Origin of the sequence: Allosphingosinicella sp. (genome assembly GCF_036403745.1) — a bacterium.
Lineage (GTDB): Bacteria > Pseudomonadota > Alphaproteobacteria > Sphingomonadales > Sphingomonadaceae > Allosphingosinicella.
On the sequence record NZ_DASWQI010000040.1, the window covers coordinates 14,068 to 31,579 of the forward strand.

At 66.0% G+C, this 17,512-nt stretch carries 14 protein-coding genes and 1 tRNA gene; 6 read left to right on the top strand and 9 right to left on the bottom strand.

Annotated elements, in window-relative coordinates:
• Positions 1-15: 15 nt before the first annotated feature.
• Positions 16-363 (bottom strand): hypothetical protein, encoded by a 348-nt coding sequence (locus VGC56_RS06040; protein WP_464123951.1) that lies wholly within the window; start codon positions 361-363, stop codon positions 16-18.
• 325 nt (positions 364-688) lie between these two features.
• Between VGC56_RS06040 and VGC56_RS06045 the strand changes: the two genes are divergently transcribed.
• Both VGC56_RS06045 and VGC56_RS06050 read left to right on the top strand, forming a co-directional pair.
• Positions 689-871: a hypothetical protein gene (locus tag VGC56_RS06045; protein ID WP_464123953.1), complete on the top strand. Its 183-nt coding sequence runs from the start codon at positions 689-691 to the stop codon at positions 869-871.
• 387 nt (positions 872-1,258) lie between these two features.
• Positions 1,259-1,717, top strand: a complete 459-nt coding sequence (locus VGC56_RS06050) for a hypothetical protein (protein ID WP_464123954.1) — start codon at positions 1,259-1,261, stop codon at positions 1,715-1,717.
• A 429-nt stretch (positions 1,718-2,146) separates the two neighbouring features.
• On the opposite strand, the gene VGC56_RS06055 is transcribed toward VGC56_RS06050, so the two are convergent.
• The 6 genes from VGC56_RS06055 to VGC56_RS06080 all read right to left on the bottom strand — a co-directional run bounded on the left by VGC56_RS06055 (position 2,147) and on the right by VGC56_RS06080 (position 6,423).
• Entirely contained in the window at positions 2,147-2,503 is a 357-nt protein-coding gene (locus tag VGC56_RS06055) for a hypothetical protein (protein WP_464123956.1), read from the bottom strand.
• A gap of 337 nt (positions 2,504-2,840) precedes the next feature.
• On the bottom strand, positions 2,841-3,293 hold the full coding sequence (locus tag VGC56_RS06060) for a hypothetical protein (protein ID WP_464123957.1): 453 nt from the start codon (positions 3,291-3,293) through the stop codon (positions 2,841-2,843).
• A gap of 110 nt (positions 3,294-3,403) precedes the next feature.
• Positions 3,404-3,622, bottom strand: a complete 219-nt coding sequence (locus VGC56_RS06065; protein WP_464123958.1) for a hypothetical protein — start codon at positions 3,620-3,622, stop codon at positions 3,404-3,406.
• A 180-nt stretch (positions 3,623-3,802) separates the two neighbouring features.
• On the bottom strand, positions 3,803-4,138 hold the full coding sequence (locus VGC56_RS06070; protein ID WP_464123960.1) for a hypothetical protein: 336 nt from the start codon (positions 4,136-4,138) through the stop codon (positions 3,803-3,805).
• Positions 4,139-4,834: 696 nt separating this feature from the next.
• Positions 4,835-5,491, bottom strand: a complete 657-nt coding sequence (locus VGC56_RS06075; protein ID WP_464123962.1) for a hypothetical protein — start codon at positions 5,489-5,491, stop codon at positions 4,835-4,837.
• The gene (locus VGC56_RS06080; RefSeq protein ID WP_464123964.1) at positions 5,488-6,423 is read right to left on the bottom strand and encodes a fatty acid desaturase family protein; all 936 of its coding nucleotides are present in this window, start codon (positions 6,421-6,423) and stop codon (positions 5,488-5,490) included. The genes VGC56_RS06075 and VGC56_RS06080 overlap by 4 nt, the downstream gene beginning before the upstream one ends.
• Positions 6,424-6,603: 180 nt before the next feature.
• Here VGC56_RS06080 and VGC56_RS06085 point away from each other — a divergent pair, with 180 nt between their 5' ends.
• The gene (locus VGC56_RS06085; RefSeq protein ID WP_464123965.1) at positions 6,604-6,759 is read left to right on the top strand and encodes a hypothetical protein; all 156 of its coding nucleotides are present in this window, start codon (positions 6,604-6,606) and stop codon (positions 6,757-6,759) included.
• Between the two features lie 452 nt (positions 6,760-7,211).
• Here the strand turns inward: VGC56_RS06085 and VGC56_RS06090 are convergent, their stop codons facing one another.
• A complete protein-coding gene (locus tag VGC56_RS06090; protein WP_464123992.1) occupies positions 7,212-8,129 on the bottom strand; it encodes an AraC family transcriptional regulator in 918 nt (305 codons plus the stop codon).
• Between the two features lie 337 nt (positions 8,130-8,466).
• Here VGC56_RS06090 and VGC56_RS06095 point away from each other — a divergent pair, with 337 nt between their 5' ends.
• Both VGC56_RS06095 and VGC56_RS06100 read left to right on the top strand, forming a co-directional pair.
• Positions 8,467-15,336, top strand: coding sequence for an autotransporter-associated beta strand repeat-containing protein (locus tag VGC56_RS06095; RefSeq protein WP_464123966.1), 6,870 nt, complete (start codon positions 8,467-8,469; stop codon positions 15,334-15,336).
• A gap of 315 nt (positions 15,337-15,651) precedes the next feature.
• Positions 15,652-15,795, top strand: a complete 144-nt coding sequence (locus VGC56_RS06100) for a hypothetical protein (RefSeq protein ID WP_464123967.1) — start codon at positions 15,652-15,654, stop codon at positions 15,793-15,795.
• A gap of 478 nt (positions 15,796-16,273) precedes the next feature.
• Here the strand turns inward: VGC56_RS06100 and VGC56_RS06105 are convergent.
• Positions 16,274-16,349, bottom strand: a tRNA-Thr gene (locus VGC56_RS06105).
• A gap of 127 nt (positions 16,350-16,476) precedes the next feature.
• Between VGC56_RS06105 and VGC56_RS06110 the strand changes: the two genes are divergently transcribed.
• Positions 16,477-17,460 carry a C13 family peptidase gene (locus tag VGC56_RS06110; protein ID WP_464123968.1) on the top strand — a complete coding sequence of 328 codons (984 nt, stop codon included), beginning with the start codon at positions 16,477-16,479 and terminating at the stop codon, positions 17,458-17,460.
• The last annotated feature ends 52 nt before the right edge of the window (positions 17,461-17,512 follow it).

The window sequence follows — 17,512 nt, forward strand, 5'->3', positions numbered from 1 at the left end:
TACCCCAATAGCCCGTTACCATGACGTGATTCCCCCCCAGTTGCGCGATTGTGCGAATTTGTTGCCGAGATAGGTCAGGTGACTGCCCGCGACGGCGAGCAGGAACGGCGGCGAGACGTCGGGCAGCGTGTGCGCATGCCCGCGCCCCAGCGCGATGATCAGGTACCCGGCCGCCATCATCAGTGTGACGGCGAGAAGCTGCAGGCGGTGGAACTCGAGACCGAAGCTGCGGCGGTCGTGCTTGAGCATGCCGTCCAGGGGAATGGCGCCGGTGATCATGCGCAGGAGAATGACGCCGCCCACCGCCACGAACCACGCCGCAACCGTTATTTCCACGAAACGAGGCAGCCAAATCCAACTCATCTTCGGCCCCCCGTTCCGATGAGATGCGAAACCAAATGTCCCGCGCCCGCACCCTCGTGTCAACCGCGAAGTCTCTTCGACAAAAACAGTGGAAACGGAAGCTGGCACCCGTCAAAAGCGGCGAGCCACAGCGGCGAATGTCTCGCCGGCCCCATGATGAAGATACTCGAATCTCGCCGGGCGCCGGCTACGTTGTCCGGCCTGCGTTACGGAAACGTCCGGCTCAGTGCGGAACATTGCCTGCAAAGACGCTCACGCGGCGGCCTGTGAACCGCCTATTGAGGCCGCCAGGCGGCAGGGGCCGTTCCTTATTGGGGTAGAAGTAATGGGTATCCGCAGCATCGTCGCGTTGGCCTTGCCGCCGCTCCTGGCGCTGGCCCTCCTCCAGCAGCCGCAAACGGCGCCTGCGCCGGAACCCCAGCCGAGCGCCGAGCAGATCCACGCCGCTGTCCAGCTCGCCGAAGCGGGCGCGGGCCTCGCCTCCGCCGCAGGATCGCAACGCCGCTGACCGCCTGGCGGAACGCTCCACTGCCTCGACGCCGCCGACCCGCCCGATGTTCCTCGACCCGTCATGACGTAACATCTGCTGTCGGGGCCTGCGTGGTGCGTGGTGCAGTCCTGTGCGAACCGGTCTCCCCGTGAATTTCCCTGTTCGGAGGGAATTTACGAGGAATTTCGCCCGATACCGGGCGCTGACCCGCATCGCACGGGCGGCGCAGTGGCGGTTTTCCGCGCTTCGAATGAGCTGATTCCCTGCCGGCGGAACAGGGAAGATTTCCGGCGGAGCAGGGACTGGGGCCGCACGAGCAGGGAAGCAAATCGGCTGTGCAGGGCGGGGGCGAATGTCCGCTTTCGACCCATTGCGGACATTGGCGGCGAGGCCGATGGTAGTCGGATGCTTCGGAAAATCGCGCGCAATGACCTTCTGAATGTGGCCGGGGGGTTCCTTGCCATGTACGGGGGCGTGGCGTTCTTCTGCTTCCTGTTCCTGGTGCAGCGATGGATCCACGCCGCTCCCAAGGTTCCAGAGCCGAGCCACGGCTATATCTACGCGCACAATGAGCATGGCGGTATAACCTACTTCTCGGCCTTTCAGACGACGAGCTGCGCATTGCTGTTTGCGACGTCCGTACCTCTGTTCTTCCTCGGCATCCTTATCAGTCCCAAGAGGAACGTCAGGTATCGCCGCAGCACGCTTTCCGCGGGCGCCAATTGGGACGGAGATGATCCCAAGGGTCTTTATCGCGTTGGCTCCCTCCTGGGGGCCGTCGCAGCTCCGACGCTCGTCTTTCTCGTGGGCCCAGTTTTCGTACGGGCGCTCGTCTCAAGCGGGGTGGTGCTCCCCTTTAGGTAAGGCGTCATCATCAAGAGTGGCATCCGGCTGAACGTCCGCTTTCCACCCATTCCGGACGTTCATAGTTCGCTGGCGCGGGCATAGGTGCTGAGTCCCGCCGCCGCTGTTCATCGGACGGACACCGCCGAAGCGCCATACGGCCTATGGCGGTCGTCTCGCGACTCCTCGCCTGCGCCTCTTGCACCACGGGAGCGGGGTGGGAGCCCCTAGGAAGCGTGGGGCGATCGTCCCCGTGTCGCTGCGCATATCATTTCGGTCTCGTCAGCCCCAACTGCACGTACACGCCGTTCACCGCAGCCGCAGGCCTTGCGATCGCCGAAGTCCGCAGCGAGCGTGTCGTCGAGCGGCTGACCCCCGGACGGTCGGATCGTTCACTGAGTGCAAGCTCGAAGTCCGTCGGGACCGCCTTCGCTATGGCTCCACCCTCATTCAATGGCCGACCCGCCATCCCCGCTCCGCCGCGAATTTCAAGATGTCGCCGTCGTAGCGGATGAGGCGCACCTGAGGCCGAATACCGGATTGCAGCGTGCCCGCCACGCAGGTGACGGTCGCACCGAGGGAATCGCAGCGCATGGACCACAGAACGCCATTGTCGTTGCCGAAGCTGATCACGCCCAGTCCCTCGCGGACGTAGCGCGTCAGCACTGAGGGCGAATGGTTCAAGTAGACGATCTGAATATTATTTTTATCAACGTTGGTCGAGTAGCCATCGGGCTTCCACGGCGTAACATAGAAGCCCGAGCAGATCATCGGCGTAGGCGGCGTAGGCGTGGCTTCAAGAGCCATCGGAATTGCTATGACCGCGGCGAACAATATTAGGCTCGGCCTCATTCGTTCTCTCCCGTCTTCGTCGCCTTGCGACCCGCGGCAGACAGGTCGGTGGGCCCTCATGATGTTGCAGGTCGCGTATGAGGCGCTTGAAAGGGCCGTCTGTCTCGAATGAGGTATCGCAACGAGAACCTCCATCTAGAGGTTCACGATGCCGGGCATGGTGCGGACGGTGAGCCGTTGGTTCATGGCTGGCAACCTGTCGGTACAAGCGGCGGCGGCTGGTGTCCTGGTTTGAGCTACGGCTCGCTTGCACGCCGACGACGAGCAGGCGCCGATGGGAGCGACTACTCTGTCACTGCGCCGCGTTGATGGCTGCGCGCTGCAAGTGCCTCTCGTCCCTCCGAAAGCGTGACCGCGCACGCCGCGCATCGAGGCACACTACGACTCCGGCGATCCCCGCCAGCGCTACGAGAACAGGGAAAAGGAAAACGGCGGTCGCCAGCCCGCAGAAGATCATGCCGATAGACATGAGCAGCATCAACGGTTTGGCTGCGTCGGACCGGAAATGACCTGTCTCTCCCGTCCAGCGGAGCCCGTAGAATGTTGCGAAGGCGGTAGAGACGTAGAAGCGGCCCACCTCGTCGATGCGCAACTGCTCCGCAATCTCGCGCTGCATCCCCATCTTTTTCCAGACGATCAGCCGGCCGCTTGTGTCGTGTATCTCGATTACCTCAAACTCAAGGCTTCCGCGCCGATTCACGGCGGAACCGAGGCGCACGATCTTCCCGTCGATGCTCTTCGCCATGGCTACTCCCTCCGCATCCTCGCGTATTGTCGGTGCCGACCCACAATCAAGAGCGCCGCCTCCGCTCCTTCTCCCGCAGCCCGAACTATGCCCCACCGAGGGGTGAGCAATCAACCGCACCTCGTGCCCCAACCCCTGAAGCTCCCGTCCCAATGGTGCGGACCCGAGCAGGCCTCCAGCGCCTCCGGGTAATGCGGACGGCGCGCGAAGAAATCCGGCAGGCGCGATCGCGACACACCGTTGCTGAACACCATGCGGCCGTGCTCGTCGACGCCCGCGTGGAAGACATGATCGGCAATATCAAAACCGGTCGTGGCAATCTGCTCCATGGTTGCCTCGCTCAGGTGAAGTCCATCGCTTCGCCTGTGCGGGACGTCCACCCCATCACCCATTGTGGGCATCTCGGCCGAGCCGCGGCAACGAGGCTCCGAGCGTCTGCTATGGGTGGGAAAGTGTGTGGGAAGCGAGAGGTGTGCGGCCACCCGTTTGGATCGGAACGCTTCGAACCATTAGAGTTCGACGGCGACGAGTGCGATTTCGTCGCCGGGCCGCATTCCGTCGGCAAAGGCATAATAGGCAGACGTCGCCGGGCCGCCAGCAGGTCCAATGAGATTTAACACCTGACGCAATCCGTCCGCGTTCACTCTAATTGCCACCGCTCCCCAATCGAGCTGTCGACTATCGTAAGTACACGAGGAGCAAAGCCGGAGGATCACACGATTTGCCTCTGGGAAAAGGTCCGGCAGCAGTCGATACTCGCGGGGAGGCGTCGCCTCATAGCGGTCCCCACCTGGCCAGACGAGCGACCCGTCGTCGGGAAGCCGCGCCGCATAGGCCCATGTCATCGTCACAACGAACGATCAGATCGCGTACCAAACCCAATCAAACTGCCGACTCCGCACAGCATATCCGCATATCCGCGTGCCCGCTTACGTGCGTCGACGAAAACCACCCGGAAGGCGAAACCGGCGACTGGCCACAACTAGCAGATCGCGCTCGCTCGTTCGAAGGCATAGCGTACACCTCTGTCAGGCAAAATAGCGTGCACCTCTGTCAGGGAAAGGGGCACGCGCGGGGGTAGGTGTCAGTCGTTCGGAAAGGCGGTCTATCGACCTACCGGGGAGCAGACCGCCGGCTTTTCGGCGGCGGGAGCAGGAAGCGGACGGGCGGGGACTGCTCCTTCTATCCTGTTCACGCGAACAGTTACCGGCCGTCGCTTCGCCCTTGTCATAAATTATACATGACCTGCTAGCTGACGTGAGCAACGGGCGGACACCTCGCCGCCGCCCCAGGCCTGAACGAACGGAGCGGTCGCTTCTCCTCGGCACGCGGCAGTCAGGGGCCTCCGGCGTGGGTCGCCCGCGCCAAGGCGGCATCACGCAGCTCGGGCCTGGCCGCTGCGTCCTCCAAATGGGCGAGTTCTGGCCAGACGCCGGAAAAGCGCCTCCGGTGGACCCTTCGGCGTCCATCCTTTGCGCACCATCCACGCACCGAGCGACCAGCGCCGCGCCGTCCGGTACCGGCCCAATCTTGGTCTGAGCTCACGGCCTCCTTGCTCCTGATGCAGATCCTACCCGCAGCAAAGTCCGAAGCGCACGCATCCCGATCGCAGTCGATGTCACCGCCGCAAGCCCCTCCAGCAGCCGAACATGGTGAAGCTCGGAGACCACCGGCCCAACACCGTCATATGTTTCGTCGACAAGCCCGACCGCCTGCCCACCCACGGCGCGCAGCAGCGGGAGCGCCGCTTCGTTTCGCACGGGCCTATGGAGAATGGTGGCATACAGGTGGGCATGCTCTGACTCTGCAAGCGTGCGTCCCATAGCCAGCGCCAGGACGAGCCCGTGCAGGCGCGGCCAGCCCGGCCGAAGGGCCAATTGGTCGAAATACGCCGTCGGCTCATCAGAAGGCGGCTCAACGTTCTCGCCATGCCATCGGATGAGGTCGCGCCGCTCCCAAAGGTCGCTGGTCCGCAGAAGCGCGTTCGGCAGAGCGATCGCGAAGCCGCCCATTACGCGATTTTCCTCAACGATCCGGACCTCGGCCGTTTGGATCAGGCCGGCGTATCGCTCGCGCGGGCAGCCGAGAAGGAATCCTCCGCGCCGTGACGGGCTCCTGGGGTCAAGCGGCAGCGCCTCCTTGATGGCCACTATGGCATCGAGATCTTTGAGCTCTGCCCGCCGAAGGCGCATGGTCATTCATCCGACCAGAGCACTGGCCCCAGCCGTTGCTGCCATATAGCGGCCGCTAGGGAGTGCACGTCATCATTGCCCGAGTGACTGGCCGGCAACCGGTATCTTCGCGTGGGTAGCTCGTACCACGGAATATTTGGATCGCGGTGATGCGTCGCATGCTCGTTGAAGTTAAGCAGCAACCACGAAAAGAGCGGCTGACGGGGCAACGAACGAACGTTGTGCAGGACCTCGGGGCCGACGCTGGTTCGGTAGTGGTAAACGTAAAGCAGTAGCGACCACACCCACGCGAATACCACCATTGGCAAACCCAGCACCGCAAGATACATTGCTCCGCCGAATGCGGCGGCGGCCCCGACGTGGATCGCCACACCGAGCCCGAACTCCACCCATGCCCTGATCCTCAATCGCCGTGGCCAGGATCGAAAGACCGGCGATATTTTCTCGGCGTGGTTTGTGGGTACCACCAGGAAGATCAAGATTATCGCCAACGTCTGTAAGAAGAAGCCGCCGCAGAAGACGTAAAAGAGCCAAACTGCCTTGTACCGTGTTCGCTCCCAAGCCGGAGCGGACGCGCTAACGCGGAAATGGTCCAATGCGGCGGTCTGTGGATCACGCCGGTTGGCCCCATGATGGAAACCATGAATTTTCCGGTAGATTGTGAACGGCGCGATGAGCGGGAGCATCAGTGCCGCGCCCACAAAATCGTTCAGCTTGGAAAGGGGAAACAGTTTCCGGTGCACTGCCTCGTGCGCCACCGTGTACATGCGATCGAACCACAGGCCCTCGCCGATGGATAGTAGTGCGACCGCCGGCCAGGCCAAACGTTGCGGCAGAGATTTGGACGAAACACCTGCGAGCAACACAAGCAGTGCGAACAGTCCGACCGTCTCCACGAGCAGCAGCAGGGTTTTACGGTAATGGCGCGGCGGGTCCATCAAAGCACCTTTTGGCCCTCGCGATGCGAAGCAAGCAAGCAGCACAACTCGAGCTACGGCTCGCCGCCTCCGTAAGGTTCGCGGGAGAGCCTTGGCTGCCAATTTCCGCTATGGTGGAAATCGGACGTTGCCAATGGCGGCTTAGCGAGAGCCGTGGGCCTCCCCCGCGAGGCGGCGGCAATGGAAGGATCGAACCCCACGCCCGCCTTTTACCCGGTACGGCTGCCCTACAAAGGAGACGAAGAAATTGAAGGGTTCGAATGCGATGCGGCACGTCGCCCCGACCGCAGGTGTCGGCTGACCCGCTCTGAGGAAGAAAATAAAATGATCTTTTGATGCCCCATGCACAGTTCCGGTGATCTTAATGGCGGTCGCTATGATGCCAGACGCGACAGTCGGTTAAGGCGAGACCGACCCCTACTTTCGCTCGGACATCGCCTTGTAGGAGGCCTGTCTACGGGCAGGAGCCGCGATGTCTTTACGGGAAGCCAGCGGTCTTGCCTCATCATGTTCTTACGCACAACGGACAACATAAGACGCCCGCTGCTGGCGGCGAGCAGCACATCCGCTCTGGGCCGATGATGGACATTTAGGTTCGTGACGGAGCTACCCAGCAGCGGACATTCGCTCGCGCCGGGCCCAGACCCGTTGACGCATTGTGGCCATTGCCAATTCGCTTCCGCGATGCCGCAGCGGCGACCGCACGCCGCTGCCAGTTTGGCTGTGGGGGTGCAGCCGTCGTGGGTACTCGCACTCTCCTCCTGTGCGAGGTGGAAAGCGCTTGCGCGTCAAGGCCGGTCCAAAGCTGGGATTGGGCTGCCAATCACCAGTGTGCGCGCGCGTCTTGCAGCCGCCGCATAGGGTGACGGACGGGCCATGAACAAGCGCGGCGTGGCGCCCAGAAACCGCTTTGCATCTCGCAGGAAATGCGACCGGTCGTAATAGCCTGTGGGCACCGCGGCATGGTCGGCATACGCTCCCGCCTCGAGCAACGGCAGCAACGCGCGGAAGAACCGCGACCGCATGATGAGCAGCTTCAGAGGGAAGCCGAAATATTGCTTCGAGAGGCGGCTGGCCGTGCGGGGGTCCATTGCGTGCACCCCTACTGCGGTGGCGAGGTCCGTCACGCCTTCGTCCGCGATGGCCTTCCATATCTGCCGGATTCCCGCTTCGTCGCGATTGGGGACGGCTGTTAGGCTCGTGAAGACATCGTCGAGCACGCCCTTTACCTCAAGCGCCTGGTCGGATCGGGCAAGCGCCGAGGCGAGCTCGGCAACTTTCGCATCGGCAAGGATAGTCTCCAGCGGAATCAGCTGATCGCGGAGTGCATCGGCCGGACGGGAGAACAGCCTCGCCCAGCCAAGCGGGCTCACATCCACGCAGATCGTCACGCCACCGCGGGCTGCGACAGGCATCGCGCGGCTGGTGACGCCATAGAGCAATGCCCGGGGGACCGGTTCGTAGGCTCGGTTGCCGATCCTTACCTTGATCGGCTCCGGGGTCATGACGATCCAGATCTGCGCCCAGCCCGGCAGCATCCACTCGACCGGATGCCAAGCGTCCTCAACGACCGAGTCCAGGACCGCATAGCTCGCCAGATAGCCAGTGAGGTGCGCCGCCGGGCGCTCGTAGCGAAGCGCGGTGCCGGGAGGGAGGCCGAACGCACCTGGAATAATGCCGGGCGTCAGGCTCCCGCTCTCGATCATCACGAGCCCGGCGCCGTTTCGAGCGGCAAGTCATTTTGGTTCGTCCGGAACTTTGCGTGATTCTGGGAGGGCCGCCGCTGGCCGCTGCACTTGTTAGAAATGAAAGACGCTCCGTATGGGCCGGTTTGCGGACGCTACGTCCACGGCCATTTTCGCCCAAGAAATCGGCACTGTCGAGCCGGTGATTGTTTCCCAACCTGCACGTCGACCGCCAAGTTCCTCTTTTTTGTAAGGAATTGCATTCGCGCGCAATCCCTTTCCCGCCTATCGGAGCGCGGCGGCAGCGGTCGGCGTCCAGCGGGACGGCGGCGGGCGAGCGCGCTTCAAGGGGATTTCGATGTCTGAGGCTTTTGTTGGCGCGCGGGCTTCCGCGCGGGCCGCCCGCTGCATGTTCATGATCGGCACCGCTCTCGGATGCACAATCGGGATTTCCGGTAAAGCGATCGCCCAGAACATCACCTACAATGGCCCGGGGCCTTATGCGCTGACCCAAAAGACCCCCGTCAACGGCGGCCCGCGCGCGATCGACGTGACCGTGACCAGCGACGACGCCACCATCGACACCAGCACGACGACGGTCACCTCGACCAACAATGGCAGTGCGGCCGGCGTCGGGATCGGGGTCAACAATACCGGACCCGGCAATGTCACCGTCCGCAGCGGCGACATCACCGCCAACGGCACCGGCCTCAACAGCGGCATCGACGCACGCGCCAATGCCGGCACGATCACGATCACCAACGCCGGCACGATCAATGCCAGCGGCAACAATAGCGACCGCGCCATCGTCGCTCGGTCGGGCGGCGGGGACGTCGTCATCAACTCGAACGTCGCGAGCGGTCAGCAATATGGCATCATCGTCACCGGCAACGGCGGCACGTTCGGCGACACCGGCACGACGACGATCACCAGCACCAATGCGAGCGCAAACGGCACCGGCCTCATCAACGCGATCGTCGGTCAGGGCTACCGCGTCGTGATCAACAGCGACACCGCGAGCAATACCAATGCCGGCGGCATCCAGGGCACGGCGATCTTCGCCAATGCGAGCGCCGGCGGCGTGCTGATCAACGCGGCGACGACGAGCGCACTGGGGCAGAACCAGTCCGCCATCCAGGTCTTCTCCGAAGGCGCGGTCGACGTGACGAGCGGCTCCATCCGCACGACCCAGAATTCCGACGGGCTCAGCATCCAGAGCGGCACCGACGTGGTCGCGCGCTCCACCTCGATCGTCACCCAGGGCAACAGCGCGCGCGGCATCGTGCTCGGCGGCAATGCCGGCGGCGGCGGCTTCAACGGCGGCCCGAACGGCTTCGCGTTCAATTCGGCGGTGGTGACGAGCGGGTCGATCACAACGGCCGGCAACGGCTCCTACGGTATCTATGCGACTCCGAACGGCACCGGCAGTCTGACCATCAACTCAGACGCGATCACGACCACCGGTCCGAACGCCTATGGAATCTATCTCACCCAGATCGGCTCGGGCGTCATCGCCGGTCCGGTGACGATCAACTCGACCGGCCTGCTGCAGACTTCGGGCGCCAACAGCAGTGGCATCCGCTTCAACGGCGGCACCGGCGCTCTGACGATCAACAATAGCGGCACGATCAACGCGACCGGCGCCGGTGCCCTCGGTATCGTTGTTGCCGGTGCAACGCCTGCCGTCGCCATCACGAGCAACAAGATCACCACCGGCGGCGGCAATGGCATCGACCTTGCGAGCGGAGTCGGCAACACGACGATCGCAAGCACCTCGATCAGCGGCGCCGGCGTTGGGATCAACGCTCCCAACGTCGCGGGCACCCTGACGATCAACAGCGGCACGATCACCCTGGCCACCGTGGCCGGCTCGTCCACCACGAACGGTGGCATCAACGCGATTTCGTCCGGCGCGCTTTCGATCACCAGCGACACGATCACCGGCAATTCGGCCAATCCGAGCTACGGCATCAACGCGCAGACCTCCGGCGCATCCGCCCTCTCGATCACCAGCGGCTCGGTGACGGCGAGCGGCGACCGCAGCGGAATCCGGGCGGCCACCGACAGCGGCGCCCTGACGGTGAACAGCACCGGCACGATCACCACCGCGGCGGCCACCGGGTCCAACGGCGCGAACACTGCGGTGGGCCTGTATGCCACCAGCAACAGCGGGCCGATCGCGATCACCAGCGCGAATATCGCCACGAGCGGCAATTATGCCGTCGGCATCCAGGCCTTCGAGCAGGCCGCCGGCAGCACCGGCACCGTCTCCGTCACCAGCACAGGCAATCTCTCGACCAGCGGCAATTTCGCCAACGGCATCTATGTCGGCCCCGCCAACGGCGCCGCGACGATCACCAACTCCGGCGCCATCACCACCGCCGGATCGAGCGCCATCGGCATTCTCCTCGCCGCTCAGTCCGGGACGGGCGCGGCGACGATCAACAACAGCGGCAGCGTCAGCACCGCGGGCTCGGGCAGCTACGGCGTGTTCGCCAATGCCGGCGGAGCGGTGACGATCGCCAGCAATGCGGTGACGACCAGCGGGCAGAACGCGATCGGCGTCTTCGGCATCTCCACCGTGGGTGCGAACAGCATCACCAGCACCACCGTCGCCACCTCCGGCCAGAGCGCGACCGGCATCAACGGCCAGACGACGACGGGCGCCCTCGCCATCCACAGCGGCGCCGTCACGACGACGGGCGCCACGGCGGCGGGCATCAACGCCGTCACCTCCGGCGGCACGATCGCCATCGCCAGCGACAACGTGGCGACGACGGGCGCAAGCTCGTCCGGCATCGTCGGATCGCAGAGCAACGGCGGCGCGGGCGCGATCAGCGTGACCAGCGGCACCGTCACCACGGCGAACGGCAACGGCATCGACGTCCGCACCCCCGGCGCGGTGACGATCTCCAGCGGCACCGTCGTCGCCGGCGGCGCCTCCAGCACCGGGATCATCGGCCAGAGCAGCGCCGGCGGCGACGTCACCATCAACGCGGATTCGACGACCGGCGGCCGCCGCGCCATCTTCACGGCCTTCTCGGGCGGCACGACGACGATCAACAGCAATTTCGCGACCGCCAGCGGCCTTTCGCAGCCCAACGCGATCATCGGCCAGGGCGCTACGGTCACGGTCAACAGCAAGACGGCGACGCTGACCGGCAACGGCAACCAGGGAGCGGCGATCTTCGTCCAATCCGGCGCCGGTGGTGCCAAGATCAACTCGGGCCTCGCCTCGACCGAGGGCCTGGGCCAGGTCGGTATCCAGCTCTATTCGGACACGAACGGCGCGATCGACAGCGGCACGGTCGTCACCCTCGGCGATTTCGCGCGCGGCATCTACAGCAACGCGACCGGTGCGAACGTGGTCAAGAGTGGCTCGGTCACCACCTCCGGCAACACCGCCACGGGCATCTATGTGAGCCCATCGCCCACCGCCGCCAATCAGCCGGCTTCCGGCTCCGTCACCGTCATCAGCGGGAGCGTCACCACGAGCGGGAACGACGCAGTGGGTATCTTCGTCTCCCCCACCACCCCCACCGGGAGCGGCAATGCGAGCGTCCTCACCGGCGCGACCTCGATCACCAGCGGCACGATCGCGACCAGGGGAAGCGGTGCGACCGGCATCAGCGTCGGCGGCACGACCGGCGCCATCACCATCGCCAGCAACGATATTGCCACGCAGGGCGTGGCGGCGGGCGGCATTCGCGCCCAGACGACTGTCGGCGCAGTCAGCATCCAGAGCGGCAATGTGAGCACCCAGGGCGCCGGCGCCCAGGGCATCTTCGCGCAGACGACCGACGGCGCGATTACGATCAACGCCGGAACCACGGCGACGGCGGCGACCGGCCAGAACCCCGCCACCAACGGCACTTCGGACGCCGTCTTCGGCCTTTCCACCGGCGCCGGCAGCGTGACCATCGTCAGCCAGAACGCATCGACCAACGGCGACTATGCCAATGCGGTCGGCGCGGTCGGCGGGGGCGCGGTGAACATCACCAGCGGCACCGCCTCGACGAGCGGCATCCAGGTCGCCTCCGTCTACGGCAACAGCCGCAATGCCGACACCAGCATCACCGCGGCGAACACCACCGCCACCGGCCAGAACGCCTATGCGGTCGAGGGTCATGCCCGCGGCAACGTCACGATCGTCAGCGGCACGGCGACCGCGGCGCACGGTGACGCCATCTTCGCGAGCGCCGGCGGCAACGTCGCCATCACGGCGACCGTTGCGAACGCCGCCGGCGACGGCGGCGCCGGCGTCGTGGCCTCCGGGGGCACCGGCGTGACCCTGAACATCGGCTCCGCCTCCTCGACCGGCACGGCGAGCAGCAACGGCACCACCATTTTCCGCGCCGACGCCATCTACGCCCGGGCGATCAACGGCGCGATCACCGCCAATGTCGGCTCGGCGACGGCCCTCGGGGCCGGCGCCGACGGCATCCGCCTGATTGCCGACGGGACCGGCGGCGCGGTGACGCTGAATGTGACCGGCACCGTCTCCTCGGCCGGCGGCAACGGCATCTTCATCGATCCGCCCGGCGCCGTCTCGGTCACCGTCGCAAGCGGCGCGAGCGTCACCGGCGCCAGCGCCGGCCTCGACACCACCGGCGGGACCAACAGCATCGTCAACTTGGGCTCGATCTTCGGCACCGCCGGCCCCGGCATCCTCGCCTCCGGCGCGACGACGCTCGACAATAGCGGCGCGATCGCCGGGGCGAACGGCGTCGCCGTCCAGCTCGGCGCCGCCGACGACAGCGTGATCCTGCGCACCGGCTCCAGCGTCACCGGCGCCATCGCCGGCGGCGGCGGCACCGATACGGCCACCCTGATCGGCACGAGCAACAAGGCGGCCGCGAGCCAGACCGTCGCGAGCTTCACCGATTTCGCCAAGCTCAACGTGGCGAGCGGCTACTGGACCGCTTCTTCGGCGCCGAGCAGCTTCGGCAGCGTCTCCGTCGCGCAGGGCTCCTCGCTTGAGCTCCGCTCCGTCGCCGGGGCATCCGGCCTCACCATCACCGCGCCGACCATCGCCGACGCGGGCACGCTGGTTGTGCGCACGGCCAGCGGCGCGACCAGCACCTTCGGCAGCACCCAGTTGACCGGCGCGGGCGTGTTCAACGTCACCGGCGCGGGCACGCTCACCGTCGCCACCGACAATAGCGGCTTCACCGGCAACACGCTCGTCGATGGCGGCACGCTCCAGCTCACCGGGACCTTGGGCAAGGTCGAGACGGCGGCGGGCGGCACCTTCATCCTCGGCAATGGCGGCACCAGCGGCAACGTCACCGGCGACGTGGTGGACAACGGCACCTTCGTCGCCAATCGGTCCGACAATTATGCCCTCGCCGGCGGCCTCTCGGGCAACGGCACGTTCGTGAAGCAAGGCGCGGGCAGCTTCACCTTCGGCGGCGCCTACACCTTCACCGGCGCGGTCAACGTCGTCGCCGGCTCGGTGCGCTTCGCCAAGGGTCTTGCCGCCAATTCGGAGATCGACCTCTCAGGCGGCGGCAAGCTCGATCTCTCGGGCCAGACCAACAGCATCGCGGAACTCGCCGGTTCGAGTTCCACCGCCTCGATCGACATCACCGGCGGCACGCTGACCGACAACCAGTCGACCAACACCACCTTCGCAGGCAGCCTGACCGGCGCCGGCGGCACGTTCAACAAGACGGGGGCGGGAACGCTCAACCTCACCGGCGCCTCCACCTATACCGGCCCGACCAACGTCACCGGCGGCACGCTGGCGGTGAACGGGTCGATCGCCTCGATCGTCTCGGTCCTGAACGGCGGCAAGCTCGGCGGCAACGGCATCGTGGGCGGAGTCAATGCCGGGAACGGGGGCATCGTCGGACCCGGCAACTCGATCGGCACCCTGAACGTCGCCGGCAACGTCGCCTTCGGTGCGGGCTCGACCTACCAGGTCGAGGCCAATGCCGCGGGCCAGGCCGACAAGATCGTCGCCACCGGCACCGCGTCGCTGACCGGCGGGACGGTCTCGGTCCTCGCCCAGCCGGGCACCTATGCCCGCATCACCGGCTACACCATTTTGACGGCGAACGGCGGCGTCACCGGCACCTTCTCGAACGTGACGTCGAACCTTGCCTTCCTGACGCCGCTCCTCACCTATTCCCAGAACGCCGTACAGCTCACCTTGGGACGCAACGACATCGCCTTCTCCGCCTTTGCCGGAAATGCGAACCAGGTGCGCACGGCAAATGCGGTGCAGGCGCTCGGCCTCGGTAACGGCCTGTACAACCTGGTCCTCGGCCAGACCGACGCGGGCACGGGCACGGCTCTCGCGAGCCTCGCGACCGAAATCCATGCCGGGGTCGGCACTGCCGTCCTCGAGCAGGAGCGCGATGTCCGCGAGGCGATGCTCGACCGCGCGCGCTCGGGCACGCAAGGCACCGGCCTGTGGCTGCGCGGCCTTTATGACTGGGCCCATTCGCGCGGCGGCACCTCGCTGCGCCTCGGCGTCGATCGCAAGGGCGTGCTCGGCGGGATCGACGGCGGCATGGGCGGCCTGCGGGTCGGCGCCATCGGCGGCTATGTCGAGGGGGACCTCAATGTCCGCAGCCAGGCGGCCTCGGCCAAGGACCGCACCAAGCTGGTCGGCGTCTACGCCGGCTGGGGTTCGGGCGCGCTGTCCGTACGCGGCGGCGCGAACTGGTCCTGGCACGACATCGACACCAGCCGCGCCATCGCCTTCCCCGGCCTCGCCGGGACCGCGACGGCGTCTTACAAGGCGCAGAGCGGCCAGATCTTCGGCGAGATCGCCTACAATCTGCTGACGGGGCCGATCAGGCTCGAGCCGTTTGCCGATTACGCCCACGTCCGCAACCGCACCGACGGCTTCGTCGAGACGGGGTCAATCGGCGGCCTGACTGTCGGGCGCGACCGACGCGACGCCGACTTCGCGACCTTCGGGCTCCGCCTCGGCGGCGCCGTCCCGATGGGACCAGGCGCGACGCTGAGGCCGCGCCTATCGGCGGCGTGGCAGCGCGGGTGGGGCGACCTTGCCGGGACGACCGTAGCCTCGTTCGGACCCGGTGCCGGGACCTTCCTGGTGACGGGCGCCGGCGTGGGCCGCGACACCCTGGTCCTCGACGGCGGCTTCGACGCCGATCTTGGCAGCGGGCTCAGCATCGGCGCCTCGGCCAATGCCGGGCTCTCCAAGCGTTGGTCAGAGAGCGGAGTGCGCGCGACCGTTGGGTTGCGCTTCTAAGCCAAATCGGGTCCGCACCGGCTCATTGCGGTCGAACGACAGGCGGACATGTCCGCGAAGCGCCGGAACGTCCGTTTGTCGGCGGCCCCGGATGGTTCGCCAGATCAAAGGCCGATCGATGAGGAACCAACGATATTGGCGCAAGCCAGTCGCGGCCGATCACCACCGCGCGATGGCCCAGTTTCGCTCGCGCAGCGATTTTTTAGGACAGTTATTCAGCACCGGAGGCCTTTCGCATGGGCTAGTCGCAGCTCGCCTTAAAGCATCGAGACGGTGCGGGCGTCTTCGCCACCGTTTAGAGTCAGCAATCGGCGCATGCGGGCGACGCTCGAGAAGGCCGGGTTCGCGCCAGCAGGCGAAAGCTATGAGGGCTTGCAGGGCGGGCGTATCGGGCTGTTGCTAAACACCTATCGCGACGACGGCCCAGGCTACAGCTGCTTATCCGAGATCGACCTTTAGGTGCTGTCGCGTTTCGACGGGAGAACGCATAGAGTCAGCGGTCTGCGCGCCCGCCAGAACCGCGATGTGACGGCAGATCAGCGCCTGTTAGCCGGCGGTCTTGATCACACGAGTGTGAAAGCGGACGGTCCGCTCGCGGCCAATGTCCGTCATCAGTTGTCGGACCAAATGACCCTAGCGGGCAGCAGGAGCGGGCGCGGGCGCGGGCGCGACCTGGCTAACGAACCGCACACTAGGTTGTGAGTTCGAGTCCGATAACTCCGTCCGTGAGCAGTCTCTGGCGCCGCATCGAGGAATTTCATCGCTTCAATTTAGGCCGCCAACCATGCCCATCGAGACAGAAACCAGGCGATGCAGCATGCGAGTCTCTGGTGCCATGGCAGGCTTGGCCAACGCGTGGCTAACCGACCGGAATGTGGGAGTAACCCCCCGGGACGCGTGCAGCACCTAAGTAGTCGAAATACAGAGGCAATCTCCGTGGTGCCGGCTGTCGGACTCGAACCGACGACCTACCGCTTACAAGGCGGTTGCTCTACCAACTGAGCTAAGCCGGCGCGCGTGCCGACATCCTCCATCCGGGGCCGCGCGTCCAGCCCCCCGGCGCGCCTGCTTTTCCGCGATTGACGCGGCGCGTGCGGGCGGGCGAGACTGGCCGCCCGATGGCGCGAGCGGGGGGCTGGGATGCGGGTTTCGAGGCGGGCGTGGGGCTGGATGCTGGCGGCCGCTGCGGCGGCCGGCGCGAGCGCGCTTGCCGCGCAGGCCTGGCAGGCGCCCGAGCATACGAGCAAATGGCCGGGCCTCCTGACGGGCGGCAATGTCGCCGACGCCAAAACAAGCCTCGATCTCGGGCCGCAGCTCGAGCGCGGCCGCTGGCCCGCCTTCGAACTCGCCGAGCATCGCCGTCTCGAAGCCGCACTTGCCGCGATCCCAGCGCAGCGTCCGGGCATCGTCGACGCCTATGTTGTATCCGTCGCGCTCGACAGCGACCCGGTGTTCGGGCGGGAGGCGCGGGAGGCTGGCAAGGTCCTCGCGCGGCGCTTCGACGCGGCGGACCGCACCATTGTCCTCGCCGGCACCGAGGGCAACGGGCCGAGCGCGCTGCCGATGGGCAGTCTCCACTCGCTCACCCTCGTCCTCGCCCGCATCGCCGAGCGGATGGACCGGCAGGAGGATGTCCTCGTCCTCTACGTCACCAGCCACGGCGCGCCGATCGGCATCGCTTATCATGACGGCGACGAAGGCTTCGGCTTCCTGAGCCCCAACCGCTTCGCCCGGCAGCTGACGAGTCTCGGCATCCACAACCGCCTGCTGATCCTCTCGGCCTGCTATTCGGGAACCTTCGTGGCGGCACTGTCCGGCGACACCACCGCCCTGTTCACCGCCGCTGCGTCCGACCGCACCTCGTTCGGCTGCCCCGCGGACAATGACTGGACCTATTTCGGCGACGCGATGATCAACCACGCGCTGCGCAAGCCGCAGCCGCTTGCCGACGCGTCCGCAGAGGCGCTGCGCATGATCGGCGAGTGGGAACATAGAAAGCGCAATACCCCGTCGAACCCGCAGGTCAGCATCGGCGACGGGGTATCGGCCTGGCTCGCCCCGCTAGAGGCGCGGATGCCCAGGACGGCGACGGAGCCGGTGGGCCGCCCCGCTGCCGGCGGCTGAGGCGGAGCCATAAGAAAAGCGCCCCGGCCGGAGCCGGAGCGCTTCTCCCGTG